Annotated in this window: 26 protein-coding genes and 1 pseudogene; 13 read left to right on the top strand and 14 right to left on the bottom strand. The window is 70.5% G+C overall.

The window, feature by feature from the left end; genetic code table 11:
* The first annotated feature begins 1 nt into the window (after position 1).
* Positions 2-631, top strand: coding sequence for a GNAT family N-acetyltransferase (locus P3X83_RS01840; protein WP_277303458.1), 630 nt, complete (start codon positions 2-4; stop codon positions 629-631).
* Between the two features lie 859 nt (positions 632-1,490).
* Here the strand turns inward: P3X83_RS01840 and P3X83_RS01835 are convergent.
* Positions 1,491-1,910 carry an ATP-binding protein gene (locus P3X83_RS01835; protein ID WP_277303457.1) on the bottom strand — a complete coding sequence of 140 codons (420 nt, stop codon included), beginning with the start codon at positions 1,908-1,910 and terminating at the stop codon, positions 1,491-1,493.
* Between the two features lie 256 nt (positions 1,911-2,166).
* Here P3X83_RS01835 and P3X83_RS01830 point away from each other — a divergent pair, with 256 nt between their 5' ends.
* Both P3X83_RS01830 and P3X83_RS01825 read left to right on the top strand, forming a co-directional pair.
* Positions 2,167-2,997 carry a helix-turn-helix transcriptional regulator gene (locus tag P3X83_RS01830; protein WP_277303456.1) on the top strand — a complete coding sequence of 277 codons (831 nt, stop codon included), beginning with the start codon at positions 2,167-2,169 and terminating at the stop codon, positions 2,995-2,997.
* Positions 2,985-3,191, top strand: a complete 207-nt coding sequence (locus tag P3X83_RS01825; RefSeq protein WP_277303455.1) for a DUF397 domain-containing protein — start codon at positions 2,985-2,987, stop codon at positions 3,189-3,191. Before P3X83_RS01830 ends, P3X83_RS01825 begins: the two co-directional genes overlap by 13 nt.
* Positions 3,192-3,504: 313 nt before the next feature.
* On the opposite strand, the gene P3X83_RS01820 is transcribed toward P3X83_RS01825, so the two are convergent.
* Entirely contained in the window at positions 3,505-4,092 is a 588-nt protein-coding gene (locus P3X83_RS01820) for a phosphotransferase (RefSeq protein WP_346742678.1), read from the bottom strand.
* A 493-nt stretch (positions 4,093-4,585) separates the two neighbouring features.
* Between P3X83_RS01820 and P3X83_RS01815 the strand changes: the two genes are divergently transcribed.
* The 3 genes and pseudogenes from P3X83_RS01815 to P3X83_RS01805 all read left to right on the top strand — a co-directional run.
* Positions 4,586-4,855 carry a hypothetical protein gene (locus tag P3X83_RS01815; RefSeq protein WP_277303454.1) on the top strand — a complete coding sequence of 90 codons (270 nt, stop codon included), beginning with the start codon at positions 4,586-4,588 and terminating at the stop codon, positions 4,853-4,855.
* A 455-nt stretch (positions 4,856-5,310) separates the two neighbouring features.
* Positions 5,311-5,907, top strand: a complete 597-nt coding sequence (locus tag P3X83_RS01810) for a hypothetical protein (RefSeq protein ID WP_277303453.1) — start codon at positions 5,311-5,313, stop codon at positions 5,905-5,907.
* A 26-nt stretch (positions 5,908-5,933) separates the two neighbouring features.
* A pseudogene (locus tag P3X83_RS01805) lies at positions 5,934-6,080 on the top strand (bacteriocin biosynthesis protein); the annotation flags it as partial.
* A gap of 101 nt (positions 6,081-6,181) precedes the next feature.
* Here the strand turns inward: P3X83_RS01805 and P3X83_RS01800 are convergent.
* From P3X83_RS01800 to P3X83_RS01750, 11 genes are all read right to left on the bottom strand, one after another.
* Positions 6,182-7,057: a sigma-70 family RNA polymerase sigma factor gene (locus tag P3X83_RS01800; RefSeq protein ID WP_277303452.1), complete on the bottom strand. Its 876-nt coding sequence runs from the start codon at positions 7,055-7,057 to the stop codon at positions 6,182-6,184.
* A gap of 5 nt (positions 7,058-7,062) precedes the next feature.
* Entirely contained in the window at positions 7,063-7,455 is a 393-nt protein-coding gene (locus P3X83_RS01795; protein ID WP_277303451.1) for a VOC family protein, read from the bottom strand.
* A 210-nt stretch (positions 7,456-7,665) separates the two neighbouring features.
* Positions 7,666-8,784, bottom strand: a complete 1,119-nt coding sequence (locus P3X83_RS01790; protein ID WP_277303450.1) for a methyltransferase domain-containing protein — start codon at positions 8,782-8,784, stop codon at positions 7,666-7,668.
* On the bottom strand, positions 8,784-8,906 hold the full coding sequence (locus P3X83_RS01785) for a hypothetical protein (protein WP_277303449.1): 123 nt from the start codon (positions 8,904-8,906) through the stop codon (positions 8,784-8,786). The genes P3X83_RS01790 and P3X83_RS01785 overlap by 1 nt, the downstream gene beginning before the upstream one ends.
* A 144-nt stretch (positions 8,907-9,050) precedes the next feature.
* Positions 9,051-11,294, bottom strand: a complete 2,244-nt coding sequence (locus tag P3X83_RS01780; RefSeq protein ID WP_277303448.1) for an excinuclease ABC subunit UvrA — start codon at positions 11,292-11,294, stop codon at positions 9,051-9,053.
* Positions 11,295-11,356: 62 nt separating this feature from the next.
* Entirely contained in the window at positions 11,357-12,136 is a 780-nt protein-coding gene (locus tag P3X83_RS01775; RefSeq protein ID WP_277303447.1) for an SRPBCC family protein, read from the bottom strand.
* A 95-nt stretch (positions 12,137-12,231) separates the two neighbouring features.
* Positions 12,232-13,107: a xanthine dehydrogenase family protein subunit M gene (locus P3X83_RS01770; RefSeq protein ID WP_277303446.1), complete on the bottom strand. Its 876-nt coding sequence runs from the start codon at positions 13,105-13,107 to the stop codon at positions 12,232-12,234.
* Positions 13,104-15,476 carry a xanthine dehydrogenase family protein molybdopterin-binding subunit gene (locus tag P3X83_RS01765; RefSeq protein WP_277303445.1) on the bottom strand — a complete coding sequence of 791 codons (2,373 nt, stop codon included), beginning with the start codon at positions 15,474-15,476 and terminating at the stop codon, positions 13,104-13,106. The genes P3X83_RS01770 and P3X83_RS01765 overlap by 4 nt, the downstream gene beginning before the upstream one ends.
* Complete coding sequence (locus P3X83_RS01760) at positions 15,473-15,973, bottom strand: (2Fe-2S)-binding protein (RefSeq protein ID WP_277303444.1); 501 nt, start codon at positions 15,971-15,973, stop codon at positions 15,473-15,475. Before P3X83_RS01760 ends, P3X83_RS01765 begins: the two co-directional genes overlap by 4 nt.
* 144 nt (positions 15,974-16,117) lie before the next feature.
* Positions 16,118-16,345: a hypothetical protein gene (locus P3X83_RS01755; protein ID WP_277303443.1), complete on the bottom strand. Its 228-nt coding sequence runs from the start codon at positions 16,343-16,345 to the stop codon at positions 16,118-16,120.
* The gene (locus P3X83_RS01750; RefSeq protein ID WP_277303442.1) at positions 16,335-18,134 is read right to left on the bottom strand and encodes a PspC domain-containing protein; all 1,800 of its coding nucleotides are present in this window, start codon (positions 18,132-18,134) and stop codon (positions 16,335-16,337) included. The genes P3X83_RS01755 and P3X83_RS01750 overlap by 11 nt, the downstream gene beginning before the upstream one ends.
* A gap of 195 nt (positions 18,135-18,329) precedes the next feature.
* On the opposite strand from P3X83_RS01750, the gene P3X83_RS01745 reads away from it, so the two are divergent.
* The 6 genes from P3X83_RS01745 (at position 18,330) to P3X83_RS01720 (ending at position 22,544) form a co-directional block, all read left to right on the top strand.
* A complete protein-coding gene (locus P3X83_RS01745; RefSeq protein ID WP_277303441.1) occupies positions 18,330-19,553 on the top strand; it encodes an ATP-binding protein in 1,224 nt (407 codons plus the stop codon).
* Positions 19,550-20,185 carry a response regulator transcription factor gene (locus tag P3X83_RS01740; protein WP_277303440.1) on the top strand — a complete coding sequence of 212 codons (636 nt, stop codon included), beginning with the start codon at positions 19,550-19,552 and terminating at the stop codon, positions 20,183-20,185. The genes P3X83_RS01745 and P3X83_RS01740 overlap by 4 nt, the downstream gene beginning before the upstream one ends.
* Positions 20,186-20,246: 61 nt before the next feature.
* Positions 20,247-20,933 carry a neutral zinc metallopeptidase gene (locus tag P3X83_RS01735; protein WP_277303439.1) on the top strand — a complete coding sequence of 229 codons (687 nt, stop codon included), beginning with the start codon at positions 20,247-20,249 and terminating at the stop codon, positions 20,931-20,933.
* A 125-nt stretch (positions 20,934-21,058) separates the two neighbouring features.
* The gene (locus tag P3X83_RS01730) at positions 21,059-21,322 is read left to right on the top strand and encodes a WhiB family transcriptional regulator (RefSeq protein ID WP_277303438.1); all 264 of its coding nucleotides are present in this window, start codon (positions 21,059-21,061) and stop codon (positions 21,320-21,322) included.
* Between the two features lie 35 nt (positions 21,323-21,357).
* Entirely contained in the window at positions 21,358-22,155 is a 798-nt protein-coding gene (locus P3X83_RS01725) for a type II CAAX endopeptidase family protein (protein WP_277303437.1), read from the top strand.
* 146 nt (positions 22,156-22,301) lie between these two features.
* The gene (locus P3X83_RS01720) at positions 22,302-22,544 is read left to right on the top strand and encodes a type II toxin-antitoxin system VapB family antitoxin (protein WP_277303436.1); all 243 of its coding nucleotides are present in this window, start codon (positions 22,302-22,304) and stop codon (positions 22,542-22,544) included.
* Here the strand turns inward: P3X83_RS01720 and P3X83_RS01715 are convergent.
* Positions 22,508-23,227: a PIG-L deacetylase family protein gene (locus tag P3X83_RS01715; RefSeq protein ID WP_277303435.1), complete on the bottom strand. Its 720-nt coding sequence runs from the start codon at positions 23,225-23,227 to the stop codon at positions 22,508-22,510. The two genes, P3X83_RS01720 and P3X83_RS01715, sit on opposite strands and share 37 nt — an antisense overlap.
* A gap of 147 nt (positions 23,228-23,374) precedes the next feature.
* Here P3X83_RS01715 and pcrA point away from each other — a divergent pair, with 147 nt between their 5' ends.
* Complete coding sequence (gene pcrA, locus P3X83_RS01710) at positions 23,375-25,642, top strand: DNA helicase PcrA (protein WP_277303500.1); 2,268 nt, start codon at positions 23,375-23,377, stop codon at positions 25,640-25,642.
* The last annotated feature ends 5 nt before the right edge of the window (positions 25,643-25,647 follow it).

Genomic DNA, 25,647 nt, shown 5'->3' with positions numbered 1-25,647 from the left:
GATGCCGAAGGCCGAACGCCCGTCCATCGACGCCATCGAGGTGCGCGACCTGCGGCGGGAGGAGATCCCCCAGGCCGTGGGCGTATTGGCCCGGGGCATGCGCGACAACCCCCTCCACTTCGCCGCCTATGGGGTGGATCCGGAGCAGCGGGTCCGCAGCCACGCCCTGCTCGTGCGCGGCCTGTTCACCACCTCCCCGCACCAGCGGCCCATTGTCGCCGTCCACGAAGGCCGTGTCGTCGGGGTCACCGGAGTGGCCGCGCCGGGCAGCTGCCAGCCGTCCGGGCTGGGCAAACTCCGCCAGCTTCCCGCCCTGCTCACCCTCGGCCCCCGGACGGCCGTCCGCGTGGCCAAGTGGGTGTCCGGCTGGGCCGCACTGGACCCGAAGGAGACCACCCACGCCCACCTCGGCCCGCTCGGCGTGGACGCCCACTTACAGGGCATGGGCATCGGCTCGCTCATCATGCGCGAATACTGCCGCCGCCTCGACACCGACGGCCACCACGGCTACCTGGAAACCGACAAACGCGAAAACGTGGCCTTCTACCAACGCTTCGGCTTCACCCTCATCGCCGAATCCCCCATCATCGGCGTCCCCAACTGGTTCATGCTCCGCCCCCCGACCTCCTGACCCGCTCGCTCCCTGTTCCCCCCGGCCCGCGCTTCCGCCCCCCTCGCCGCCGATGCCCTCGTCCCGCTCGCCGCCGGTGCCCTCGTTTCGTTCGGCCCGTGCCTCCGTCCGCTTGACGCCGTTCCGCGGGGCCGTGCTCCCGGCCGCTCGCCGTGCGATTGCCGATGCGTCGGCCCGTCGGCCCGTCCGCGCCCGTCCACCCATGTACGGCGGGCGATGGTGTCGTCCGACGCCCGTACCTGGTACCGCCCCGGAGCCCGAGCGCTCCTCAGGCGCGCGTGGCGCTCGCCGTTACGGCGTCCCCAATCTCCCGAATCCCCGCACGACCGAACCCGTCGCCCCGGTACACCGCCACCCGCCGCCTCCCCGGCACCAGCTCCCCGTACTCCAGTCGCACGCCGTACGTGATTCACCCCGCCACGGTCGCGCGCCACACTCCGGACCGCCGTGCGCCGTGCGCAAAGTCGCACCCTGCATACGGTCGGTGCCCCGGCCGCCGAGGAACGTGCCGCCGCCTGGGCAGCGGGTCTGTCTGCCGCAACGCTGAACGGGCCATCGCCGCCGGACACCTGTGTCCGCTACTCATCAGCGGAGATCACCGAGCCCGTGGGGTCTGGTCAAGTCCCCGCCGTGAGCCCGGACGCCGCCCTGGACGCTTGCTGAGCGATTCCCTTGGACGGCTGCGCCCGCACTGTGTGATCAATCCTGCTGCCCCTATGGGCATCGAACCTTGAGGTTTGGATCACGAGGTTCGGGCGGGGGTTCGGAATCGATGTCGTGGACAGGGGCGTGGGAAACGGAGGACGAAGTCGCCTTCGTGGAAGGCGACCAGGCCGACGACCGTTCTCTGCACGCCCCGTCAGATCTCCACATGGGGCCGTGCGAGTCGCCCCTCCCGGCTGGTTGGGGGGTCGCCCTTCTCGAACCACACGACGCGACCGGCGTCCACGACTGCTCCGTCGGGTGCGAATCCCCAGGTGTCGGCCGTGCGGGCGACCAAGGCCAGGCCCCAGCCGCCCGTGGCCGGCCCATCGTGATCGACTACGCGGGGAGTGTGCGGTGAACCTTCGTCCAGGACCTCGACCCGCGCCCAGCCGTCCTTGGCCGTGACCGTCAGGCCGACGCGTCCGCCCGGGTCGCCGGATCGCGTGTGCCGGATGGCATTGGCGACCAGCTCGGAGACCATGAGCACCAGATCATCAAGGATCTCGGGGGCGAGATCCGGTGTTTCCTCCCATAGGCGCCTGACGAAGCGGCGGGCCACGGCGACCTGATCCAAGGTCCCCGGAAAGACCGCTCCTCTGCGAACCGCGCCAATTGGAGCATTTTTCGGTGTTTTGAAGATTTGTCGCATCGCTGTCACCACTGCGCCTGTCGTTGTGCAGTTCTTCCTGACGCGATTTACCTTGACGCAGGTCAGGCCGCATGATGGCCAACACGTGTCCGACGGTTCTGGACGCTTGTCGCCCATTCTTGTGTTGGCAGCACAGCTTTGTGTTACTACTTGTGGACGACCGGAAGGACCAGGAGTTGTCATGCCGTCAGGCCCTCCCAAGGAACCGAGTAATATCGCGCTCAGATTCGGCAGGGAGCTGCGTAAACGGCGCGAGGACGCCGGGTACTCTCAAGAGCGTGTAGCTCGTTACTGTGGCATCTCGGCGAGCCTTGTTTCTAGTGTGGAACGCGCCGCTAGGAAACCATCCATTTCGATGGCGAAATCGCTAGATGCCCTATTCGGGCTAGATGATGTCTTTGTGCGCTTAGCGGATGCGCTCAGCAAGGAACGGCTAGCGGTCGGCGGGCCGGACTGGTTCCAGGCGTGGGTCGGCGAGATCGAACCGTCCGCGAGCATCATTCGATGTTGGGACCCTTTGCTGATCACGGGTCTGCTCCAGACCGAGGAGTACGCCCGAGCGGTCATCTCAGGTGACCTGACGCCGACTGCTGAGGTGGATGGCCGCGTGCATGCTCGGATGGTGCGCCAGACCGTCCTGGACCGGGAGTACCCCCCGGAACTCTGGGTTCTGCTTGACGAGGGTGCGCTCCGGCGCCTCATAGGAACACGAAAGATCATGGCAGACCAGCTTGATCGCATTCTCTGCAGGGCTGACATGCCAGAAGTGACAGTACAGGTCGTGCCGTCCGGTGCGGCGACAACCGTCGGCATGATGAGTGGTTTCATCATCGCCGAGGGTGACGGGCCGACGGCGGTGTCAATAGAGTCGGCGGGGCGTGGTGAGGTGAGCACCGAGGCAGATTTGGTCTCTGCGTTGTGGCGTCGCTGTGACAGACTCAGGGCAGAGGCAATGCGTGCCATAGACTCTTTGCAGCTTATTAAGGAGGTGCGGGACGAATGGAACAAGTAAATCTGTTGCATGCCGTGTTCCGGAAATCGGCACGGTCCGGAGGTAGCGGCGGGAACTGTGTCGAGGTCGCGGACAATCTTCCCGGTGTCGTGGCCGTCCGTGACAGTAAGGATCCCAACGGTCCGGCGCTCTGCTTCACCGCTGATGAGTGGCGCGCCTTCCTCGCCGGTGTCAAAAGCGGGCGGACGCTCTAGTCGCCGAGGCCCTCACCTCCTGCGGGAAACGGGGGCCTTGGTGGCTCGTCGCCTGGCCGGACGGCCCACAGCCGCGATGGCGGCGCTCCTGGACGACGGCGCCTGTACTGACCCAGTGGGAGCATCTGTCCGCCATCTCCCCAGACCGTGACCACGGCCGTCGGCCTGGCCGCGTTCCGCTCACCCGTCGTGATCGTCCCCCACCAACGGCCGTACTGGCGGGGAACGGCGCACGCTCTGTCCATCCAACTGCCGTAGGTCGCCTTTTCCGTAAAGCTCGATGGTGACGATCCGGCGACGGAGGGGCAGGTATCTACAGGAGTTGCCGCAGTTCGAGTACAAGTTCCATGGCGTCATCGAGAAGGCGCATTTCGCTCTTGCTTGTGGCCGGGTCGGCGGCTCTTTTCTCTCTGGCCTGGGAAAGGCATCCGGTGTCGGCGCTGCCCAGAACGACCGCAGGGCCGAGGTGTGCGAGCAGCGAGGTAAGCACTGCACGGGCCGGCGCTGCCTGGGCTGTGGTGTCGGCGGCGACCTGCCCCAGGACGAGGGCCGACATTCCCCAGTCCAGCCCGGGCGGCCCCTCCTCGGTATTGCGCCAGTCGATCACTACCGGGCCCTGAGAGGTGAGCATCACATTGCCCGGGTGCAGGTCCAGGTGGAGGACGCGGTCAGTGGGTTCAGCGGACACCCGTGCGGGAATCGAGTGCAAGCGGTGTAACAGGCCGGCGAGTCTCAATCCTGCGGCTTCGGGCGTGATCGTGCCCCGCAGCAGGGCCTGCAGCATGGACGGGCCATGCAGTCGCTGCATCATCAGATCGGTTCGCCGTACTGCGCCGGGCACGCCGCTCGCCGGGGCCCGGACATGGGGCACCGGATAGCCGTGGTCCGCGAGGTAGGCCATCACGGCTGCTTCTGCGGTGGCGTCGCCGCCGTCCCGGTACGGCGGAGGACCCAATGATCATCGATCGCGAACACGTCCGCGCTGCGACCGGACCCGAGTAAGTCACCCATCTGCATGCATAGACGCTACTCGTCAGCGGGAACATCGTCTTCCCCGTGCCCGTGGCCGCATCTCGCTTTACGGCGAGCGCTTGCTGGATATCTGATGTCATGGGGCGCCGGTCGGAGGGCTCAGCAGTTCGCGGGCCAACGCCTCGCCCCATCATTGCTCGATCCGGTCGGGCGACCAGGAGCATTCGGTGCGGAGGGTGGTGTAGACGTCGATGTTGCACAGCGCGGCGTAGATGTCGATGGCGGTGGGGATGTCCAGTCGAGTCCGGGGCGGAGTGTGCCGTCCGGCCAGGAGGAGAACACCTGGCTGCGGTGTTCGCCGACCTGTCGCCGTCCAAGCAGATAGAAGTCCGCGAGATCGGGCTCGGTACGGCGGTGGCGTTGTGGGCGTTCGGCAACAGCTGTTCGGCTTCAACCAGGTCTTCCTGGCCATCGCGGTGTTCGGATTCACCGCTGCCGGAATGAGCCTCGCCTTCATCCCCGCCTGGCACGCCTGGCTGGGCTTGATCAGCGCCGCCCTGCTGTTCATCTCCTCCACTGCCGCCCCGTACAACGCCGACGGCACCAACCGCGTCGCGGTGATCGGCCTGCTCGGCTGGCTCGGTTGGGCCTCCTGGATCGTCGCCTACAGCATCGCCCTGCTGAACATCTAGCCAAGGAGCAAGCACATGATACTTGTGACCGGGGCCACAGGCCGGGTGGGCAGCCGGGTCGTCCGCGAGCTGACCGCGGCAGGTGCCGCGGTACGGGCGCTCACCAGGCATCCCGACGATGTTCGGTTGCCCGGCGGCGCCGTGGCCATGCGCGGCGATCTCCGGGTGGCCGCGTCCCTCGCGCCGGCGTTCGAGGATGTGGACGTGGCCTACCTGTTCCCCGTGCCCGGGTGGCCCGTCGCCGACCTGCTGGCGCTCGCGCGGAAGGCCGGAGTACGCCGGATCGTCCTGCTGTCCTCGGCGTCACTTCCCGGTGGACCCCCCACATCGAGCGGCCGCATCGGGCGAATGAGGATGCCGTACGCGCCTCCGGCATGCCCTGGACGTTCGTCCGGCCGACCGCGTTCATGGCCAACGACCTGTGATGGGCGCCCGCGATCCGTGCCGAGGACACGGTGTACGACGCCTTCCCCGACGCCTCACTGGCGCCGGTCGACGAACACGACATCGCCGCGGTCGTCGCCGCCGCGTTGCTGGAGCACGACCACGTGGGCCACACGTACGAACTGTCCGGCCTGTGGCCCGTGGTGGCCCGAGACCGTCACCCTCGCCGAGACCTGGAGTGGCCGGCCCCTGCAGAGGGAACCCGCGCGCCCGTCCTGGTGCTACGGCACCCCCGGGCACGCCCGTGCCCAGCAACTCGCCGGGATCGCACTCGAAGACCCCGCCGACAACGGCTCGCCGAGCGCGCCCTGCACGGCTGCTTGATCGACCCCGCCCAACTGGCCCGGATCGCCGATCCCGGCCTGTGCCACGGATGGGCGGGCCTGCTCCACACCTCCCGCCGGATCGCCGCAACGGCCGCCTCGCCCGCACCAGCCGGCCTTATGGACGAGCTCGCCGCCCGGATGTTGTCGCTGATCGTTCCCGAGCCCGGCTTCCTGAACGGGATGGCCGGAGTGGCGCTGGCCCTGGCCGGACTGGCCGATGGCGTGGAACCGGTCACCGCCTGGGACGCCTGCCTCCTGCTCACTCCCTACGACAAGAGATGACGACGGACCGACCTTGGCGGCTGTGGCGGCTGGCCGACGACGGACAGCTCACCCGAGGGCTTCGGGCGGTGATCGCCCATCATGTGATCTTCCATTGGAACAGGCTCGGCCTGCCCTACCGGGCGCAGTCCAACCTCGCGCTGGCCGCGCGTCGGGCCACGTTCGACGAATGACCACAACTGCGGCGCGCTCTGCTAATGGCGCCGTGGACGGTGGTGACCCGAAGCCTCAGCGCATCTCAGACGCGTCCCGGGCCGGGCCTGATGGCGGCGGGTCAGGTTGGGGCGGGCAACCGGATCGAGGCCAGTTTGGCCGGGTCGGTGATGATGTCGATACCGGTGATCCGGCCTTCGGCGACGGTGAAGGTGACGATGGACAGAGGCGTTCCGTCGGAGTGCCAGGACATGTGGCCGGGGAGGCCGTTGACCAGCACGGGGCGGTGGCGGGTGACCTCGCCGGAGAACGTGCGGGCGCCGGAGGCGACCTCGGTGGCGCCGATGGTGACGACCATGCCGTCGGCGGTGTCGACGGTCAGCTTCACGTTCGGGTCGAGGACGCGCAGCAGCGCTTCGAAGTCGCCGCTGAGCGCGGCGGCGCGGAACGCCTGGACGGCCTCTCGGTGTTCGCGGGCGACGCCCGGCCGCCGGTCCGTGGCTTGGACCTTGCGGCGGGCGCGGCTGGCGATCATCTTGGTGGCATCGGCGGATTTGCCGAGGATGTGGCCGATGTCGTGGAACGGGACCGCGAACATGTCGTGCAGGACGAACGCCAGGCGCTCGGCCGGGGTGAGTGCGTCCAGCACGACGAGAAGGGCGAAGCCCACCGAATCGGCCAGGGCCACCTGCTCGTCCGGCGTGGGTTCATCGGCGGGCGTCACCACGAGGCCGGCGAACTCGTGCCCGTAGCCGGTCTCGGGATGGGCTTGCCGGGATCTCAGGAGGTCCAGGCTGATCCGGCCGACCACGGTGGTCAGCCACCCCGCCAGGTTGCCGATGGACCCCTCGTCCTGACGGATCAGGCGCATCCAGGCTTCCTGCACCACGTCCTCGGCGTCGGCGTGCGAGCCCAGCACGCGGTACGCCAGGGCGCGCAGCCGGTCGCGCTGGGCTTCGAACGCCTCGGTCACGGGGCCGGACGGGCGGATGGTCATGGCGGCTAGGGCCTTCGCGGCTGGCGGAGCGCGATCCGGTTGCCGTCCGGGTCCACCGCCTCGGCGCGGATCCCGAACGGGTAGTCCACGGGTTCCGGGTCCTCGAAGGTGACGCCGCGCCGACGCATGATCTCGAAGTCCCTGCGCAGATCATCGGATTCGAGGAACACCGGCCAGGACGCGGCGGGCCGGCCCGGGTCGGCCGGCTGTCCGGTGGCCGCCGCCTGCGACCACAGCAGGATCTCCACCGGGCTGTCGGGAACACCGACGGTGAGGAACCGCCCGTCGGGCCCCGGGAAGTCGATCCGCTTCTCCAGGCCGAGTCCCTGGGTGTAGAACTCCAGCGCGCGGTCCTGGTCGGTGACGGGGACCGTCACGTACATGATGTTGGTCAGCATCCTGCCCTCGATTCACTCGTCGGTTCGGCGACCGTTCGGATCGGTCGTCACCCCTATGACGAGTGCCGAAGGGAGAAGGTAACAGCACCGGTCCGCCGAGCGGTCACCGCCAGGGCTCAGCAGCGCGTCGAGGTCTCTAACGACGCTGGTCGCCGTGCCGCCGCCGGGCCGCCTGCGCGCCGGAGGAGGACGAGCGAGCCCGTGGGCCGATCATCCGATCGGGTGCTGAGGCGTGTCCAGCCACACCTGTTGCCCGTCCGGGGTGACCGTCATCCCGAACCGGTTCCGGCCGGGTTCGCCCCAGTCCATCCACTGGAAGTAGGCGTTCACGACCTCGTCCCACAGCGGCCGATCGCCGACTTGGTAGACCTCATGGTCGTCGGCATGGGGGACGTGGCTGATAAGGGCCCACTGGGCCGGAGCGTCGGGGTCGGTCACCCAGGTCAAGAGCCGGTCGGTGTCGCGGTGGCTGCTGATGTACAGGCCGGTGAGCGCGGACATCGCCAGTGCGGCCCCCGCGGGCGCCCGGGTGATCGTGCGGGGGTCGATGCGGGTTCGTGTCTCGCGGCCGTCGCCTCGCTGCGCATTCGCGGCGATGCGCTGGGAGCGCATCATCATGTACGCGGCGTACCCGGCGAATCGGCCGGCCGCGGTGCCGTCCGGTCGGACGGTGAGCCGCAACGCGTGCCCGACGACGAACCCCGGATCGTAGGGCAGGGCGATGACGCCACCCGGCCGGGTCTGCTCCACCCACGTGTACGGCACGGCGCGGACGCCGCAGGTGACGTGGACTCGGTCGAACGGCGCCCGCTCCGGGCAGCCGTCCGCGCCGTCCCCGACCACCAGGTGCGCCTGGACCCCGGCGTCGCCGAGGTTCTTCGCGGCCTGCTCGGCGAGCGCGGCGTCCACCTCGATCGACGTCACGCCGCCCTCGCCGGCGATGTGCGACAGCAGCGCGGCGGTCCACCCGGTACCCGTGCCGATCTCCAGTACCCGGTGCCCCGGGGCGGGATCGAGGAGTTCGAGGAGATCGACGACGGTTCCCGGTGCGGAGTTCGAAGAGGTATAGAGGCCGCCGGCCCTGTCGCGGAGGTCGGTGTCACCATCGTCGAGCTGGGTGACGATGGGAAGCGGGGAGTACACCGCATCCAGCCAGCCGGACGGGTCCGCGTCGCGGTCGATGACCGTTGTCGTGTCGCCGGCGACGAGGGCCACCTGCGGGACGAACCGGTGCCGGGGCACCGCTCGCATCGCCTGCTTGACCGGATCGCTGATGTCGCCGAGGCTGTCGATCAGCCGTTCGATCCGTACGGCGATGCCCTCGTCCACTACTTCTTCTCGTCTTTCGGCTTGCCCTCGTGCTTGCCGCTGGGCGCCGCGCCGTCGGGGTGTCCGGCGGGCGGCTTGGGGAGCGGCTTGTCCTCCCTGGGCTTACCTTCGTGCTCGCCCATGCAGGCCTCCTCGTTTGCTGGAAATCAAGCGGGAGTGCTGACCGTGATCATACCGCTACAGAAAGAGACTGGACGGCGCGAAGGCCGGCGGGAGCGTCGGGCGGAGCCCGACGCTCGTGGTGGACCGGCCGGGTCGCTTTGCGGTTATCGGCCGTTGGTGATGTAGCGGCGGAGGTATTCGGCGGTGAGGGAGTCGGGGTGGGTCAGGAGCTCGGAGGGGGAGCCGGTGAAGATGACCTCGCCGCCGTTGCGGCCGCCGTCCGGGCCGAGGTCGATGATCCAGTCGGCCTGCTGGATCACGTCGAGGTTGTGTTCAATGAGGATGACGGTGTCGCCCCGGTCGACCATGCCGTTGAGCAGGGCCAGCAGGGTGTCGACGTCTGACATGTGCAGGCCGGTGGTCGGTTCGTCCAGGACGTAGACGCCGCCGCTGCGGTGCAGGTGGCCCGCGAGTTTGAGGCGTTGCCGTTCGCCGCCGGACAGGCTGCTGAGGGACTGGCCGAGGCTGAGGTAGCCGAGGCCGACCTCGACGAGTTTGGCGAGTTTGCCGCGCAGGGCGGGCTCGGTGAAGAACCCGGCCGCGACCTCGGCGGGCATCTCCAGGACGTCGGCGATGGACTTGCCGCGCAGCAGGTGGGCGAGGACCTCTTCCTTGAAGCGGCGGCCGTCGCAGGTGTCGCAGTGCGCGGTGACGGGGGCCATGAAGGCGAGCTCGGTGATCAGGACGCCGCGGCCCTGGCATTCCTGGCAGGCCCCGGTGGAGTTGAAGCTGAACAGGCCGGGGGAGACACCGTTGGCCTTGGCGAAGAGCTGGCGGATCGGGTCCATCAGGCCGTGGAAGGTGGCGGGGGTGGAGCGCGAGGAGGCGGCGATCGCGGACTGGTCGATGAAGATCGAGTCGGGGTAGGCGGACATGAAGGCGCCGCCGATCAGCGAGCTCTTGCCGGAGCCCGCGACGCCGGTGATCGCCGTGAGGACGCCGGTGGGGATGTCGACCGAGACGTTCTTCAGGTTGTGCAGGTCGGCCTTCTCGATCGGGAGGGCGCCGGTGTGCGGGCGGACGGTCTCCTTCACCGCGGCGCGGCGGCTCAGCCCCTGACCGGTGAGGGTGCCGGCCTGGCGGAGCTCGGCGAGGGAGCCGGAGAAGACGATCTCGCCGCCGTGCGCGCCGGCTCGCGGGCCGACGTCGACGACGTGGTCGGCGATGGCGATCACGTCGGGGTCGTGTTCGACGACCAGCACGGTGTTGCCCTTGTCGCGCAGCGCGACCAGCAGGTCGTTGAGACGGCCCACGTCGCGCGGGTGCAGGCCGACGCTGGGCTCGTCGAAGATGTAGGTCACCTCGGTCAGGGTGGCCCCGAGGTGGCGGATCATCTTCAGACGCTGGCCCTCGCCGCCGGACAGCGTGGAGGTGGGGCGGTCGAGGCTGAGGTAGCCCAGGCCGATGTCGGCGACCCGTTCGAGGGCGGTGCGGGCGGCGTCGGCGGCGGGGGAGGAGGCGAGCTTGGCCAGCACCTCGATGAGGTCGCTGATCTGCATCCGCGACCAGTCGGCGATGTTGCGGCCGTCGATGCGGGTGGCCAGCGAGGCGGCGTTGAGCCGGTCGCCCTGGCAGGCGAGGCAGGTGCCCTCGCTGATGAAGCGCTGGATGTTCTGGCGGGTGCGTTCGCTGACGCCGCTGAGGTCGCGCTTGAGGCTGGAGCGGGTGAACCGGGCGACCAGGCCCTCGTATTCGACCTTGTAGGTGCCCCGGCTGAAGCTCAGCTCGATCTCGCCGCCGGTGCCGTGCAGGAGGTCGTGCCATTCGCTCTCGGTGTAGTCGCGCAGCGGCTTGGCGGGGTCGAACCGGCCGGACGCGGCGTAGATCTGCCAGTCGGCGCTGCCGACCTTGTGGTTGGGGAGCAGGATCGCGCCGTCGTTGAGGGATTTGTCGCGATCGACCATGAGGGACGCGTCGGCGCGGACCGTCTTGCCCAGGCCGTCGCACTCGGGGCACATGCCGAGCGGGTCGTTGAAGGAGAAGGCGGAGACGTGCCGGCCGCCCTCGCGGGCGAACAGCGCCCGGATCATCGGCTGGATGTCGGTCATCGTGCCGACGGTGGAGCGGGTGTTGCCGCTGACCGGCTTCTGGTCGACGATCACGGCGGTGGTCAGGCCGTCCACCGCGTCGGCGTGGGGCCGCTCGTACTTGGGCAGCAGGTTGCGGATGAACCACGAGAACGTGCTGTTGAGCTGCCGCTGCGCCTCGACCGCGACGGTGTCGAAGACGATCGACGACTTGCCGGACCCCGAGACGCCGGTGAACACGGTGATCTTGTTCCGGGGGATGGTCAGCGACACATCCTTGAGGTTGTGCTCGCGGGCGCCGACGATGCGAATGCTCTCCATGCGCCGGGACTCTAGGGCACGCCGCCGACAGTTTCGGGGCTCGCGGCGGCGGCCCCGGCCACTCAGCCGGAACGGCGGCGGCGGCGCAAGATCAGCCGGCCGATCCACACGGCGGCGGCGAGCAGGGCGACCGCCCCGGCCGCCGGGGCGACGCGCTTCAGGAGCGGGGTCCCGGCGATCTCCAGGAGGTCGAGGGCCTCCTCCTCGGCGGTCCGCGAGGTGCGCGCGGTGCCCGAGGGCCGGGGGTCTTCGGGGACGCCGAGGGAGTACGCGCGGGAGTGACTAGAGACGTCATGGCGGGTGTCGTCGGGGACGGCCGACAGGTGTCGGACCTGACCGGCCTCGACCACCACATCCGCCTCCTCCACCACAGCGGGCTCCGGGGACTCCGCCAGCAGGGCGGCGAGGTTGGCGGCGAAGCGGTCGATGAGCTTGCCACCGACCTCGGCCATCACGCCCCGGCCGAACTGCGCGGGCCGTCCGGTGACGTTGAACGAGGTCTCGACGGCGACCTTGGTGGAACCGTCCGCGCCCTCCGCGGGGGTCAGGCGCGCGGTCACCGTGGCGCCCGCCGTACCGGCGCCCCTGGCCTCTTTGCCCGACGCCTCCACCGTGACCGTCCGCGCGTCCTTGTCCACGTCGCGCAGGTGCGCGGTGCCGTGGTAGGTGACCGTGATCGGGCCGACCTTCACCCGCATCCGGCCGGTGATCTCGTCACCCTCCACGGATTCCAGGGTCGCCCCCGGCAGGCACGGCGCCACCCGCTCCACGTCGAGCAGCGTGGTCCACGCCTGCTCGACCGGGACGGGGACCGTGAACTCGTGGTCGAACCGCATCGCCATCGATCCGCTCCTTGCTCTCCTACCTTCGACACTACGACCGGCCGGGCGCTGAGGCGAGCGCGCCGCCCGCCTCAGCACCCGACGGGAACGAACGGTCAGGCCCGCGCGGCGGCCAGCACCGCCCTGCGGGTGAGCACCCTGGCCAGGTGCCTGCGGTAGTCGGGCCCGCCGTGCAGGTCGGCGGGAGGCGAGGTGCCCTCGGCCGCTACCGCGCAGGCTTCGGCGACGGCTCCGCCGGCTCCGTCGCCCCCGTCTCCGGACGGCACGCCGCGCAGCGCCGCCTCCGTCGCGCTCGCCCGCAGCGGCGTCGTGCCCATGTTGGTCAGCCCGATCCGCGCCTCCCGCACGCTCCCGTCGGAGCGGCGGACGGCCGCGGCCACCCCGACGATCGCCCACGCCTGGGCCGTCCTGTGGAATTTCTCGTAGTGATACCCCCAATCGGGGCCGAGCTTGGGCACCCGGATCCCGACGAGGATCTCGTCCGGCTCGATGGCCGGTTCGAGGTAGTCGGCGAAGAACTCCGACGCCGGTATCTCCCGCTCGCCGTCGGCCGATCTGACCACGAAGACGCAGTCCAGGGCGAGCGCGACGGCGGGCAGGTCGCCCGCCGGGTCGGCGTGGGCCAGCGAGCCGCCGAACGTGCCCCGGTGGCGTACCGCCGGGTCGGCGACCGTGCGGGTGGCCAGCGCGACCAGCGGGATCCCGGCGTTGACCACCGACGAGCGCATGACCTCGTCGTGGGTGGCGGCGGCGCCGATGAACACGTGGTCGTCCTCGTCGCGGATGCCGCGCAGCTCGGCGAGCCTGCCCACGTCCACGAGGACGGTGGGGTAGGCCAGGCGCAGCCGCAGCAGCGGCAGCAGCGACTGGCCGCCCGCCAGGACCTTGGCGTCCTCGCCCGCCTCTCGCAGGGCCCCGCACGCCTCGTCGAGCGTGGCGGGGCGCACGTAGTCGAACGGCGCGGGGATCATGCGGTGCCTCCGTCCGCCCGGTTCAGGGCTCTCCATACGCGTTCGGGGGAACAGGGCATCTGGACGTCGCGCACGCCGTGCGGGCGCAGCGCGTCCACGATCGCGTTGACCACCGCCGGGGTGCTGGCGATGGTGCCCGCCTCGCCGACGCCCTTGACGCCGAGGGGGTTGCCGCTCGCGGGCGTCTCGGTCCGGTCGGTGACGAAGTCGGGCAGGTCGGCCGCCGACGGGACCAGGTAGTCGGCGAGGGTGGTGGTGAGCAGGTTGCCGTCGGCGTCGTGGACGGCCTCCTCGAAGAGGGCCTGCGCGATGCCCTGGGCCAGGCCGCCGTGCACCTGTCCCTCCACGATCAGCGGGTTGACGACCTTGCCGACGTCGTCCACGGCCACGTAGGAGCGGATGCGGGACATGCCGGTCTCGGTGTCCACCTCGACGGCGCACAGGTGGGTGCCGTGCGGGAAGGAGAAGTTCTCCGGGTCGTAGGTGGCCTGGGCGTCGAGCCGGGGCTCTACGCCGTCGGGCAGGTCGTGGGCGGCGAAGACGGCCAGCGCGAGTTCCTGGATGGTCTTGCCCGCGCCGGTGCCCCGGACCCTGACCGACCCTTCGGCGTACTCCAGGTCGTCGGCGGCGGCCTCCAGCAGGTGGGCGGCGACCAGGCGGGCCTTCTCCTTGACCTTCTCGCACGCCCGGAGCACGGCGATGCCGCCGACCGTCAGGGAGCGCGAGCCGTAGGTGTCCAGGCCCCTGGGGGAGACGGCGGTGTCGCCGTGCAGCACCGAGACGTCCTCGAACGGCACGCCGAGGGAGTCGGCGACGATCTGGCTCCACGCCGTCTCGTGGCCCTGCCCGTGCGCGCTGGACCCCGTGACGACCTCCACCTTGCCCGTGGGCAGCATGCGGACGTCGGCGTGCTCCCAGCCACCGGCCCCGTACTTGAGGCTGCCCAGGACGCGGCTGGGGGCCAGCCCGCACATCTCGGTGTAGGTCGAGACGCCGATGCCGAGCTGCACCGGGTCGCGCCGCTCCCGGCGGGCGGCCTGCTCGGCGCGCAGCTCGTCGTAGCCGAACAGGTCCGTCGCGCGGGCGGTCGCCGCCTCGTAGTCGCCGGAGTCGTAGGTGAGCCCGGCGATGGTCGTGTAGGGGAACTCCTCGGCCCGGATCCAGTTGCGCCTGCGGACCTCGATCGGGTCGATGCCCAGCTCGGCGGCCAGCTCGTCCATCACCCGCTCGATGGCGTAGGTGGCCTCCGGCCTGCCCGCGCCCCGGTAGGCGTCGGTGGGCATCTTGGTGGTGAACACGCCCGTGCAGCGGAAGTCGTAGGCGCCCATCTTGTAGATGCCGTTGTACATGAACGCCCCGAGCAGCGGGACGCCCGGTGTGACCAGCATCAGGTAGGCGCCCATGTCGGCGAGCAGGTCGACCTTCAGCCCGCGGATCCTGCCGTTCTCCTCCGCCGCCAGGCTCACGCGCTGAAGCTGGTCGCGCCCGTGGTGGACGGTGAGGTTGCCCTCGGACCGGGACTCCGTCCACTTGATCGTCCGGCCCAGCCTGCGGGCCGTCAGCAGGACCAGCACCTCCTCGGCGGTCACCTGGAGCTTGGAGCCGAACCCGCCGCCGACGTCGGGGGCGATCACCCGCAGCCGGTGCTCGGGGATGCCGGTGGTCAGGGCCAGCATCACCCGCAGGATGTGCGGGATCTGGGTGGCCGAGTAGAGCGTGTACGCGTCGCCGTCGGTGGTGGCGACGACGGAGCGGGGTTCCATGGCGCTGGGGATGAGCCGCTGCTGGACGTAGGTCCGGTCGATGACGACGGGGGCGTCGCGGAACGCCGCGTCGATGTCGCCGCCCGCGAAGGTCCAGGTGAACGCCTGGTTGCCGGTCTCGTGGACCTTGGCCGAGCCCTCGGCGAGTGCCTCGGTCATGTTCAGGACGGCCGGCAGCGGCTGGTAGTCCACCTCGATCGCGGCCAGCGCGTCGGCCGCCTTGTAGCGGTCGGTGGCGACGACGCAGGCCACCGCCTCCCCGACGTAGCGGACCTCGTTCACCGCCATCGGCGGATGGTCGGGGATCACCACGTCATCGCTGACCGGCCATGCGCACGGCAGGCTGCCCTGCTCGTGCGCGAAGTCACGGCCGCTGTAGACGGCGACCACGCCCGGCTGCTCGCGTGCCGCGGCGGTGTCCACCCGCAGGATTCGGGCGTGGGCCATGGGGCTGCGCAGGAACGCCAGGTGCAGGGTGCCGGGGAGCTGGATGTTGTCGGTCCACTGGGTGCGCCCGGTGACGAGGCGGGCGTCCTCCTTGCGCAGTCTGGCCCGGCCGATCTCGTCTCGCGACTCCCCGGCGGGGGCCGCCGCCTCGGTCGTCATGCCGTCACCTCCCGCTCCTCGGAGACGCCGTCACCGTTCATGGCCTGTGCGCCCCGGTGTACCGCCCTGACGATGTTGCAGTAGCCGGTGCACCTGCACAGGTTTCCCTCCAAGCCGGTGCGTATCGCCTCGTCGGAGGGGGTGGGGTTCTCCCTGAGCAGGTCGAGAGCCGCCATGATCATGCCGGGCGTGCAGTAGCCGCACTGCAGCGCGTGTTCCTCGTGGAACGCGGTCTGCATGGGATGCCACCGGCCGTCAGACGCCAGGCCCTCCACGGTGAGCACGTCACAGCCGTCGGCCTGGACGGCGAGCACCGCGCAGCTCTTCACGCTCTGGCCGTCGAGCAGCACCGTGCAGGCGCCGCAGTTGGACGTGTCGCAGCCGATGGGAGTGCCTGTCCGGCCCAGGCGATCTCGCAGGAGATGAACGAGAAGGAGGCGCGGCTCGACCTCTTCCTCGTAGCGGATGCCGTCCACGGTGACGGTGATACGGGGCATACGTCCTCCAAGCACGCCCGTGACCGTGTGTGCACAGGCGAGGGATAGGAGTGATGAGAGCCGACTCTTGCGAACGTACGCCCCTGTTCCCGCCGGTCAAGCCCCACCGGGGGATGCCGATGGCAAAGAACCGCCCGGCCCGGCCTACCTGCGGCGGATGACCCGGGCGATCACCGCGACGAACCCGGCCAGGCCCAGCCCGGCGATCAGCAGCGGAATCGCCACGAACGGGTCGGTGAGGTCGCCGGAGACGAACCCGATGCCCAGCATCAGGAAGAGCAGGCCGCTCAGCAGGGCCATCCAGTCGGTCCTGTGGGAGCGGCGCGGACGCTGCTCCGGCACGGTTTCGAGCTCGCGAGGGTCACGCTCCACGACGCACCTCCACATCGGCGACGCCCGCACGGATGTCCAGGACGACGGTGGCGGCCTCGCCGCTCGGACGGACCTCGGGTTCCAGGATCTTCTCCTGCCGGGCGTTGGGACCGCCCTTGATGGAATGATCGATCTTGACGTCGCCCACCCGTGAGCGGGCCTTCACCTCGGCCCGGACGTCGGGTGGCAGGATGACCCGCACCTCGCCGACGGACACGTTCACCCGGAAGGACGTGCGCGATCCCGGCGGGAACGGCAGGTCACTGAGGTCGAGGGTGCCCTCTCCCACGTCCACCTGGTATTCGCGCTGGGCGGCGCTGAGATCGCGGGGGTGCCAGGTGTAGGCGCCGAAGGATCTCGGCACATCGGGTATCGCGGCTCCGGCGACGGCCACGGCGATCGCCATGACCGTGCCCGCGGCGACCAGCGCGGCCCCCCGGCCGTACCACGCCGCGACCAGCAGGCCGATGCCGACCGTGATCAGCATCGCGCCGCCGACCATGTGGACGCCGACCACTCCGCCAGGTTCCCCCGGTCTCGACTGGACCGCCATGACGATCCCTCCCACGATGAATGCCAAGAAGACGGTGATGGTCCCGAGGAAGGTCCGCGGGCGGCGCGCCTTGCGCGGCTGCGCGGGCGGAGCCGGCGCCCAGGGGCCCCCGTGCGGAACCTGGGCCGGGACCGGCGGATAGTAGGACCCCGGCTGATCTGCGCGCCTTCTGGGGTCGAGCGGCTGGTAGGGCGCCTGGGCGTACGGCCCGTGCGGCGCGAACGGCCCGCCGTTCGACGGATGCGGAGGCGTGACCCTGCTCGCGGCCGTGGGCGCCTCCCGAGGGGCTCCCTGCGCTCCCTGTGCTTCTGGGGCTTCGGGCGCGTCCTGCGGCTCCGGCGGACGGCCGGGCCGCTCCGGGGCCTGCGGCGCGGACTCGGCCATGGAGGCGGACGCCGTCCACCGGTAGGGACCGGAGGGCAACGTGGTGGTGGGCCCGGCGGTGGGCCCGGCGCTCTGCCCGGGGGTGGGCGGAGCGGGCGGCGCCGGTGGAGGCGGCGGCGGTGCGTAGTACGCGTACGACTGAGGCTGGGGCTGGGGCTGGGGCTGAGAAGGCGGGCCGTACACGGGAGCGGGGCCGGGGGGCGGCGCGTGGCGCACGCCGCGCCGTCCGCTGATCCGCTCGGGCAGCGACCGCAGCAGCGCCAGGATGTCGACGCCCCCGGCGTGCGCGGCCAGCAGCGTGATCGCGAACAGGGTGGCCACCACGAGCGTGCCCAGCCCGATGCCGCCCGAGGCCAGGTTGACCGCGAGCCCGACCGCGAAGACGCCGGTGAGCAGAGCCATCACGGTCTCGGCGTCGAAGAGGCGGTTGGTCCACTGCTCGACGTGGCCGGGGCCGCCGTCAGGCGTGCGCATCAGCAGGTAGGCGACGACGTAGAGCATGATGCCGATGCCGGAGGCGAGCACCAGGGCGGCGAATGCGACCCGGATGAGGACCGGGTCGATGCCCGCCCGCCGTCCGAGGCCGGCGCACACGCCGGTGAGCATCCGGCCTTCCTGGCTGCGGGCCACCCCGTAGCGGAAGCCGTCGTCCTCACTCTGCCGCCCGTTCTCGTTCGGCCGCGCGTTCTGCTGCCCCCGTGGCTGCGCTGACGGATCAGCGGACGGATCAGGCCCGGACGTATCGTCTGCTGGCTCCCGCGTGTCCCCGGAAGGGTCCGGGGCCGGGACATGCCGCTCGGCGCGGGCCTCTTCTGGTGCAGGCTCGCGCGCGTCATCCCCGGTATCGCTCATGCCTCCATCGTGGTGGTTCGGCCCGTCGCGTCACTATCCGGGGAACCCCTGAGTCATCCCCGAGGCGTATCAGGGGACGGCATGCGCCACCCCCAGTGGTACGGCCGGTCCCTGGCCCGGAGAGTATCGGGGTAGGGGTGGCATCAGGGCGATGCCTGATGCGAGATATGGACTGACGTGTGACGATGCTGACATATGGCTGACCGACAGACTCTTCGCGACGCGCCGCCCGTGGCGCCGCCTCCCCAGACGGAGGCCCCCCAGCACCGGATGACGCGTCCGGTCGAGGGGCAGCTCGTCGCGGGTGTGGCCCAGGGCGCGGCAGAGCAGCTCAGGCTCGATCCAGTGGTGATCCGCCTGGCCTTCGTGCTGCTCACCGTGGTCAACGGCATCGGCATCGTGGCCTACGCCGCGCTCTGGCTGTTCACGCCGCGCCGGCCCCACGAGGGCACGCCGCCGCAGCGCGACTGGAGCCAGATCGCCGCGTTCAGCGCGATCGGCATGGCGCTGATGGGCTTCGGCTGGCTCACCGGCACGGCCGGGGGCGGCGTCGCCACCTGGCCGATCGCAGTCGTCGGCATCGGCGCGCTGATCCTCTGGCAGCAGGCCGACCCCGACCGGCGCAGACGCTGGATGAGCGGCGCGGTCAAGGGGGTGCGGCAGAACCGCATCCGCAGCCTGATCGGCATGGCGCTGGTCGTGGTGGGGGCCAGCGGGTTCCTCTACGTCCAGGGGGAGTTCGCACAGGTGCGTCCGGGGCTGCTGTTCACCGCGGTCGTGGTGGGCGGGCTCGCGGTGATCGCCGCTCCCTGGCTCGCGGGCCTGTGGAAGGAGCTGCAGCTCGAACGCCGCGAGCGAATCCGGCAGGAGGAGCGCGCCGAGGTCGCCGCCCACGTCCACGACTCGGTGCTGCACACGCTGACCCTGATCCAGCGCAACGCGCACGACTCCCGCGAGGTGCTGCGGCTGGCGCGCTCCCAGGAGCGCGAGCTGCGCAACTGGCTCTATCAGCCCAAGCAGGACGCCGACGCCACGATCGCCGCCGCCGTGCGCAGGGCCGCGGCCGAGGAGGAGGACGCCCACGGCGTGCCCATCGAGATCGTCTGCGTCGGCGACCGCGACCTGGACCAGCGGCTGTCGGCCATGGTCCACGCGGCCCGGCAGGCTATGGTCAACGCGGCGAAATACTCTGAATCCGCAGTGGTGTCCGTGTACGCCGAAGTGGAGCCGGAAGAGGTGACGATCTTCGTGCGCGACCGGGGCAAGGGATTCGACCTCGACGCGGTTCCCGACGACCGGATGGGCATCCGGCAGTCGATCATCGGCCGGATGGAGCGCAACGGCGGTTCCGCGCGGATTCGCACCTCCCCCGGGGAAGGCACAGAAGTCATGCTGACCATGAAGATGGAGACAACGTGAGTACCAGGGTCCTGATCGTGGACGATCACCGGCTCTTCCGGTCGGGGGTCCGGGCGGAGCTGGGCGACAGCGTCGAGGTGGTCGGCGAGGCCGAGGACGTCGACACGGCCGTGGCCAGGATCACCGAGCTGGAACCCGACGTGGTGCTGCTCGACGTGCACATGCCGGGGGGCGGCGGCCAGGAGGTCCTGCGCCGGGTCCTCGGCTCCGGGTCCTCGGTCCGCTTCCTGGCCCTGTCGGTCTCCGACGCCGCGGAAGACGTCATCGGCGTCATCCGTGGCGGCGCGCGCGGATACGTCACCAAGACGATCAGCGGTCGGGAGCTGACCGACGCGATCCGCCGGGTGGCGGACGGCGACGCCGTCTTCTCGCCGAGGCTCGCCGGGTTCGTGCTCGACGCGTTCGCCTCCAGCGAGGCCCCGTCGATCGACCCCGAGCTCGACTCCCTCACCCAGCGGGAGCGGGAGGTGCTGCGGTTGATCGCCCGGGGCTACGCCTACAAGGAGATCGCCAAGGAGCTGTTCATCTCGGTCAAGACCGTCGAGACCCACGTGTCGTCCGTGCTGCGCAAGCTGCAGCTCTCCAACCGGCACGAGCTGTCGCGCTGGGCGACCGCGCGCCGTCTGGTATGACATGTCAACCGCTGGCTGAAGGATGCTCGTATGGCGGGCGCGTATAGGCCACGATGGAGCCGTGCGTAGCAGACTCCTCGTGACCGTGCTGGCGCTCGCCGTACTCGCCGCGGGATGCGGCCGGCTCCCGGTGGCGACCGACCGTCAGGAACCATCCACGGCCCGGCCCGAGGCGTCGCGGAGCGCCGATGAGACCGGTGAGACCTTCGAGGGCGACATCAGACTGGCCGCCCGCCTGGGCGAGGACTTCTGGCGGCGCCGCTTCGCGGCCGAGGGCGCGAACTACCGCCCGTTGCGCGAGTTCGTGCCCTACCGGAGCCAGGACGGCCCGGCGTGCGGCGGCGAGCCCGCGCTGCCCGAGAACGCCTTCTACTGCCCCGACGGCCATTTCGTGGCCTTCGACGAGCCGTGGATGCGGGGGATGTACGACCGCCTCGGCGACGCCTCCGCCTACCTGATCATCCTGCACGAGATCGGTCACGCCGTGCAGGCGCAGACGATGTCGCAGTACCGCCTCAACGTCGAACGCGAGCTGCAGGCCGACTGCTACGCGGGCGGCGCGCTCGGTTCGCTGGTGGCCGAGCGGCGGCTCGGCCCCGAGGAGGGCGACGACGAGGAACTGCTGGTCAACCTGGCGGCGGCGGGCGACCCCACCGACGCCTGGTGGCGGCCCGACGCCCACGGCACGGCCGAACAGCGCCAGCAGGCGTTCACCGTCGGCTATAACCAGGGTGTCGGCGCCTGCTGACCGTCCCGGCGTGTACGACCAGGCGGGGACACGCGACTCCGCCTAGAGGGGGATGTGACCCGGCGTAGGGCGGGCCTAGGGTCGGGGCGTGGACGCTGGTCGTGCGAGTGATCCGGGGAGGCGCGATGAGGGTAACGACCGCTGAGATCGGCTGGGCGCGGCGGGGTGCCTGCCGTACGAGTGATCCCGAGCTGTTCTTCCCGCTCTCGCCGTCGCCCGAGCAGGAGGCCAGCGCCAAGGCCGTGTGCGCGCGCTGCCAGGTGATGGACGAGTGCCGGGCGTACGCGCTGCGCGCGGGCGAGGCCGAGGGCATCTGGGGCGGGCTGACGCCGCAGGAGCGGCGAAGGTCGCGTTTCCCGGCGAACTGGCGTGGATCCGCCGCTAGTTAGGCCACCCACGTGATCCGTGTCGTAGCGTGCCACGTGTGACATCGTTCAAGCGGCTCCTGGCGGGACAGATCGCCATCCTGACGGCGGCCAACGTGCTGAACAACCGCGTGGCCCCCCGGCTGGGGCCGCTGACCTCGGCGGCGGCCACCGGGCTGCTGGTCGCCATGGCCAGGAGGTCCGGGGCGAGCTGGGAAGACCTGGGCTTCCACCACGGCAGGCGGGGCGCGGTCGTCGGCGGCGCGCTCGCGGCGGGCGTGGTGGCGGTGTACTCGGTGGGAGTGGCCCTGCCCGCGACCCGCAGGTTCTTCCGCGACGAGCGGGCGCTCGGCCTGAGCCGGGCGCGGGCCCTGGAGGAGGCCCTGCTCCAGGTTCCGGTCGGCACGGTGCTGCTGGAGGAGGTCGGCTTCCGGGGTGTCGTGTACGGCACCCTGACCCGCTCCCACGGCCCCGCCGCCGCGACCGCCGTTTCCTCCGCCCTGTTCGGCCTGTGGCACGTGCTGCCCGCCATGGACATGGCCGAGGCCAACCCGGCGCTCGGCCGCCTGGCCTCCGGCGAGGGAATCGAGGAGACGATCGAGGAGATCGTCGAGGAGCTGCGCCACCCCGACGAGGCCCCGCCGCCCAGGCCGTGGAAGAAGCACCTCGACACCGCGCGGGTGGTGGCGGGCAGCGTGCTGGTCACCGGGGCGGCCGGGGTGCTCTTCTGCGAGCTGCGCCGCCGCGGCGGGCTGCTCGCGCCGTCCATGCTGCACACCGCGACGAACTCGCTGGGTTACGCCTTCGCCCGGCTGGCCGCCGACCTGCCTGATGGCATTTCTCATCCCCAGGGTTGAGTTTCTCCATACCGGCTTCGGTGTTTCTTGCCATCCGGACCGCCGGTCGGCGGACTTGGCCCCCGGAGGCGGCCGGTTCTCGTTACGTTCTCCGCGACGGCGTAGAACTACGGAGAGGCATGGGAGGTCAGGAGGTGAGGGTTCACATGCGTACCGTCATCGACGTTGACAAGGAGCTGCTGGAGACGGCGCAGCGCGAGCTGGGCACACGGACCATGAAGGAGACCGTGGAGGCGGCGCTTCGGCTCGTGGCCGATCGCGCGGATCAGCGCGACCAGCCCGTGGACGTACGGCGGCGCCCGATCGACGGGCGGCGCAGGCCGGTGGAGGCGGGCGCGGGGCGCGCCGGCCGTCAGGCCGTGGAGACCCGCTGGAACGCCTCGGCGTAACTGCCGGGACCGAACCCCGCGCGCTCGGCCGTCTGGGCGAAGCGCTCGCGCACGAACTCGTCGAAGGTGTCCAGATGCGACACCTGGCTCACATGTGAGCGAAGGGCGGCGAGCTTGCGGTCGATCGTCGCGGAGATGTCCACGAAGTGGTCGGGCGAAGGACCCCCGCTCAACCACACCTCGCGGACCGTCCAGGCGTCGAGACCCTCTTCCGCCAGCAGTTCGGGGAAGGCGTAGGGATTGCGCGCGTCGGGATAGACCGCGTCCAGGGCGGACGCGCCGACCGCCCGGTGGTCGGGATGGCTGGGAGCGACGAACGCGTAGTTCCGCTCCGGGCTGTGGGTGATCACCAGATCGGGGCGCACCTGACGGATGACCCGGGCGATGTCACGGCGCAGGCCGAGGCCCGGCTCCACAGACCCGTCGCGATAGCCCAGGAAACGCACGTCGGTCACCCCGACGGCCTTCGCCGCCGCCGTCTGCTCGGCCCGCCGCAGCGCGGCCATGCCCCCATTGTCGAGCTGCCGGTCGAAACCGCCCGCGTCGCCGTCGGTCGCGACGCAGTAGACGACCTCCACCCCGCGCTCGACCAAACCCGCCATCGTGCCCGCCGAGGCGAAGTCCACGTCGTCGGGATGCGCGGTCACGCTGAGCACCCTCGTGATCTCGTCGTCCCTCAGCACGGGCGGCCTCCATGGTGTTTCGCTCCCGGACGTCTTCCCCGGCGAAACGCCGCGAACCGGAGCGCTATTCCGATGGAGCGGGCCATTGTTGTCGGTGCCCGGCCCTAACCTAGGGAGGTGCCCAGCCAAGTCTCCACCGACCATCCGCTGCTCGACGGTCTCAACCCGCAGCAGCGAGAGGCCGTCCTTCATCACGGCAGTCCGCTCCTCATCGTCGCGGGCGCGGGCTCGGGGAAGACCAGGGTGCTCACGCACCGCATCGCCTACCTGCTGGCCGAGCGCGGGGTCCGGCCGCCGGAGATCCTCGCGATCACGTTCACCAACAAGGCCGCGCGCGAGATGAAGGACCGCGTCGACAAGCTGGTCGGCCCGAAGTCGGCCGCGATGTGGGTGATGACCTTCCACAGCGCGTGCGTGCGCATCCTGCGCCGCGAGGCCAAGCGGCTGGGGTTCCCGAGCGGTTTCTCCATCTACGACCAGGCCGACTCCCAGCGGCTGATGGCCATGGTCTGCCGGGAGATGGACCTCGACCCCAAGCGCTACCCGCCGAGGTCGTTCTCCGCCCAGGTCAGCAACCTCAAGAACGAGCTGATCGACTACGAGACCGCCGCCGAGCGGGCCGGGTCCCACCTGGAGAAGACCCTCGCCGAGGCGTACCGCGCCTACCAGCAGCGGCTGACCGAGGCCGGCGCGATGGACTTCGACGACCTGATCATGCTGACGGTCAACCTGTTCCAGGTCTTCCCCGAGGTCGCCGAGCACTACCGGCGCCGCTTCCGGCACGTCATGGTCGACGAGTACCAGGACACCAACCACGCGCAGTACACCCTGGTGCGCGAGCTGGTGGGGCACTCGGAGGTCCGCACCGCCGACGGCGACGTGGTCCGCGAGGGCGACGAGCGCTCCGAGCTGTGCGTGGTCGGTGACGCCGACCAGTCGATCTACGCCTTCCGCGGCGCGACCATCCGCAACATCATGGAGTTCGAGCGCGACTACCCCGACGCCCGAACGATCCTGCTGGAGCAGAACTACCGCTCCACCCAGAACATCCTCTCCGCCGCCAACACGGTCATCTCCCGCAACGAGAGCCGCAAGCCGAAGAACCTCTGGTCCGACCAGGGGGCCGGGGCAAAGATCGTCGGCTATGTCGCGGACAACGAGCACGACGAGGCCATGTTCGTCGCCCAGGAGGTCGACCGTCTCTCCGACGACGACGGCGTGACGCCCGGCCAGGTGGCCGTCTTCTATCGCACCAACGCGGCCTCCCGGGTGTTCGAGGAGATCTTCATCCGCACCGGCCTGCCGTACAAGGTCGTCGGCGGCGTGCGCTTCTACGAGCGCAAGGAGGTCCGCGACCTGCTGGCCTACCTGCGGGTGCTGGCCAACCCCAACGACGTGGTGTCGCTGCGGCGCATCATCAACGTGCCCAAGCGCGGCATCGGCGACCGGGCCGAGGCGATGGTGGAGGCGTTCGCCACCCGCGAGCGGATCCCGTTCTGGGAGGCACTGCGGCGGGCCGAGGAGGCGCCCGGCCTCGCCACCCGATCGCTCAACGCGATCAAGGAGTTCACCGCGCTGCTGGAGGAGCTGGGGGAGAAGGCCGCGGGCATGCCGCCCGCCGCCCTGGCCGAAGACATCCTGGTCAGCACCGGCTACCGGGCCGAGCTGGAGAACTCCGGCGACCCGCAGGACGAAAGCCGACTGGAGAACCTCAACGAGCTGATCTCCGTGGCCGCCGAGTTCGAGGAGGCCAACCCCGAGGGCACGCTGGCCGACTTCCTGGAGCAGGTATCCCTGGTGGCCGACGCCGACCAGATCCCCGGTGGCGGGGCGGGCGTGGTGCCCCCCGGCGAGCGGGCCCCCGACACCGCCGCGAGCGGCGGCGGCGGTGTGGTCACGCTGATGACCCTGCACACCGCCAAAGGGCTGGAGTTCCCGGTGGTGTTCCTGACCGGCATGGAAGACGGCGTGTTCCCGCACTCGCGGTCGCTGAACGAGCCGAAGGAGCTGGAGGAGGAGCGCCGGCTGGCCTACGTCGGCATCACCCGCGCGCAGCAGCGGCTCTACCTGACCCGGGCGGCGGTGCGCAGCTCGTGGGGCGCGCCGTCGTTCAACCCGGCGTCGCGCTTCCTGTCGGAGGTGCCCCGCGAGCTGCTCGACTGGCGTACCGATCCGGAGAAGTCCGCCTGGTCGGCGGCGACCACCCGCAGGGAGCCCGCGGCTCCGGCGCGCGGGGCGGGCGGGCGGGCCGTCCCCGACTACGCGCCCGGCGACCGGGTCACTCACGACAAGTTCGGCCTGGGCACGGTCGTCTCGGTCGACGGCGTCGCGGAGAAGGCCAAGGTCAAGGTCGACTTCGGCGCGTCCGGTGAGAAGACCCTGATGTCCGCCTACGCCCCTATGGAAAAGCTTTGACGCGC

This window comes from Spongiactinospora sp. TRM90649 (assembly GCF_029382225.1).
Lineage (GTDB): Bacteria > Actinomycetota > Actinomycetes > Streptosporangiales > Streptosporangiaceae > Spongiactinospora.
This window is presented reverse-complemented; position numbering and strand designations above follow the sequence as displayed.

What these genes read in the sequence shown, in the direction of transcription:
- P3X83_RS01840 (WP_277303458.1), top strand. Translation starts at nt 2, where the DNA reads ATGCCGAAGGCCGAACGCCCGTCCATCGACGCCATCGAGGTGCGCGAC.
- P3X83_RS01830 (WP_277303456.1), top strand. Translation starts at nt 2,167, where the DNA reads ATGCCGTCAGGCCCTCCCAAGGAACCGAGTAATATCGCGCTCAGATTC.
- P3X83_RS01825 (WP_277303455.1), top strand. Translation starts at nt 2,985, where the DNA reads ATGGAACAAGTAAATCTGTTGCATGCCGTGTTCCGGAAATCGGCACGG.
- P3X83_RS01820 (WP_346742678.1), bottom strand. Translation starts at nt 4,092, where the DNA reads ATGGCCTACCTCGCGGACCACGGCTATCCGGTGCCCCATGTCCGGGCC.
- P3X83_RS01800 (WP_277303452.1), bottom strand. Translation starts at nt 7,057, where the DNA reads ATGACCATCCGCCCGTCCGGCCCCGTGACCGAGGCGTTCGAAGCCCAG.
- P3X83_RS01795 (WP_277303451.1), bottom strand. Translation starts at nt 7,455, where the DNA reads ATGCTGACCAACATCATGTACGTGACGGTCCCCGTCACCGACCAGGAC.
- P3X83_RS01785 (WP_277303449.1), bottom strand. Translation starts at nt 8,906, where the DNA reads ATGGGCGAGCACGAAGGTAAGCCCAGGGAGGACAAGCCGCTCCCCAAG.
- P3X83_RS01780 (WP_277303448.1), bottom strand. Translation starts at nt 11,294, where the DNA reads ATGGAGAGCATTCGCATCGTCGGCGCCCGCGAGCACAACCTCAAGGAT.
- P3X83_RS01775 (WP_277303447.1), bottom strand. Translation starts at nt 12,136, where the DNA reads ATGGCGATGCGGTTCGACCACGAGTTCACGGTCCCCGTCCCGGTCGAG.
- P3X83_RS01770 (WP_277303446.1), bottom strand. Translation starts at nt 13,107, where the DNA reads ATGATCCCCGCGCCGTTCGACTACGTGCGCCCCGCCACGCTCGACGAG.
- P3X83_RS01765 (WP_277303445.1), bottom strand. Translation starts at nt 15,476, where the DNA reads ATGACGACCGAGGCGGCGGCCCCCGCCGGGGAGTCGCGAGACGAGATC.
- P3X83_RS01760 (WP_277303444.1), bottom strand. Translation starts at nt 15,973, where the DNA reads ATGCCCCGTATCACCGTCACCGTGGACGGCATCCGCTACGAGGAAGAG.
- P3X83_RS01750 (WP_277303442.1), bottom strand. Translation starts at nt 18,134, where the DNA reads ATGAGCGATACCGGGGATGACGCGCGCGAGCCTGCACCAGAAGAGGCC.
- P3X83_RS01745 (WP_277303441.1), top strand. Translation starts at nt 18,330, where the DNA reads ATGGCTGACCGACAGACTCTTCGCGACGCGCCGCCCGTGGCGCCGCCT.
- P3X83_RS01730 (WP_277303438.1), top strand. Translation starts at nt 21,059, where the DNA reads ATGAGGGTAACGACCGCTGAGATCGGCTGGGCGCGGCGGGGTGCCTGC.
- P3X83_RS01720 (WP_277303436.1), top strand. Translation starts at nt 22,302, where the DNA reads ATGCGTACCGTCATCGACGTTGACAAGGAGCTGCTGGAGACGGCGCAG.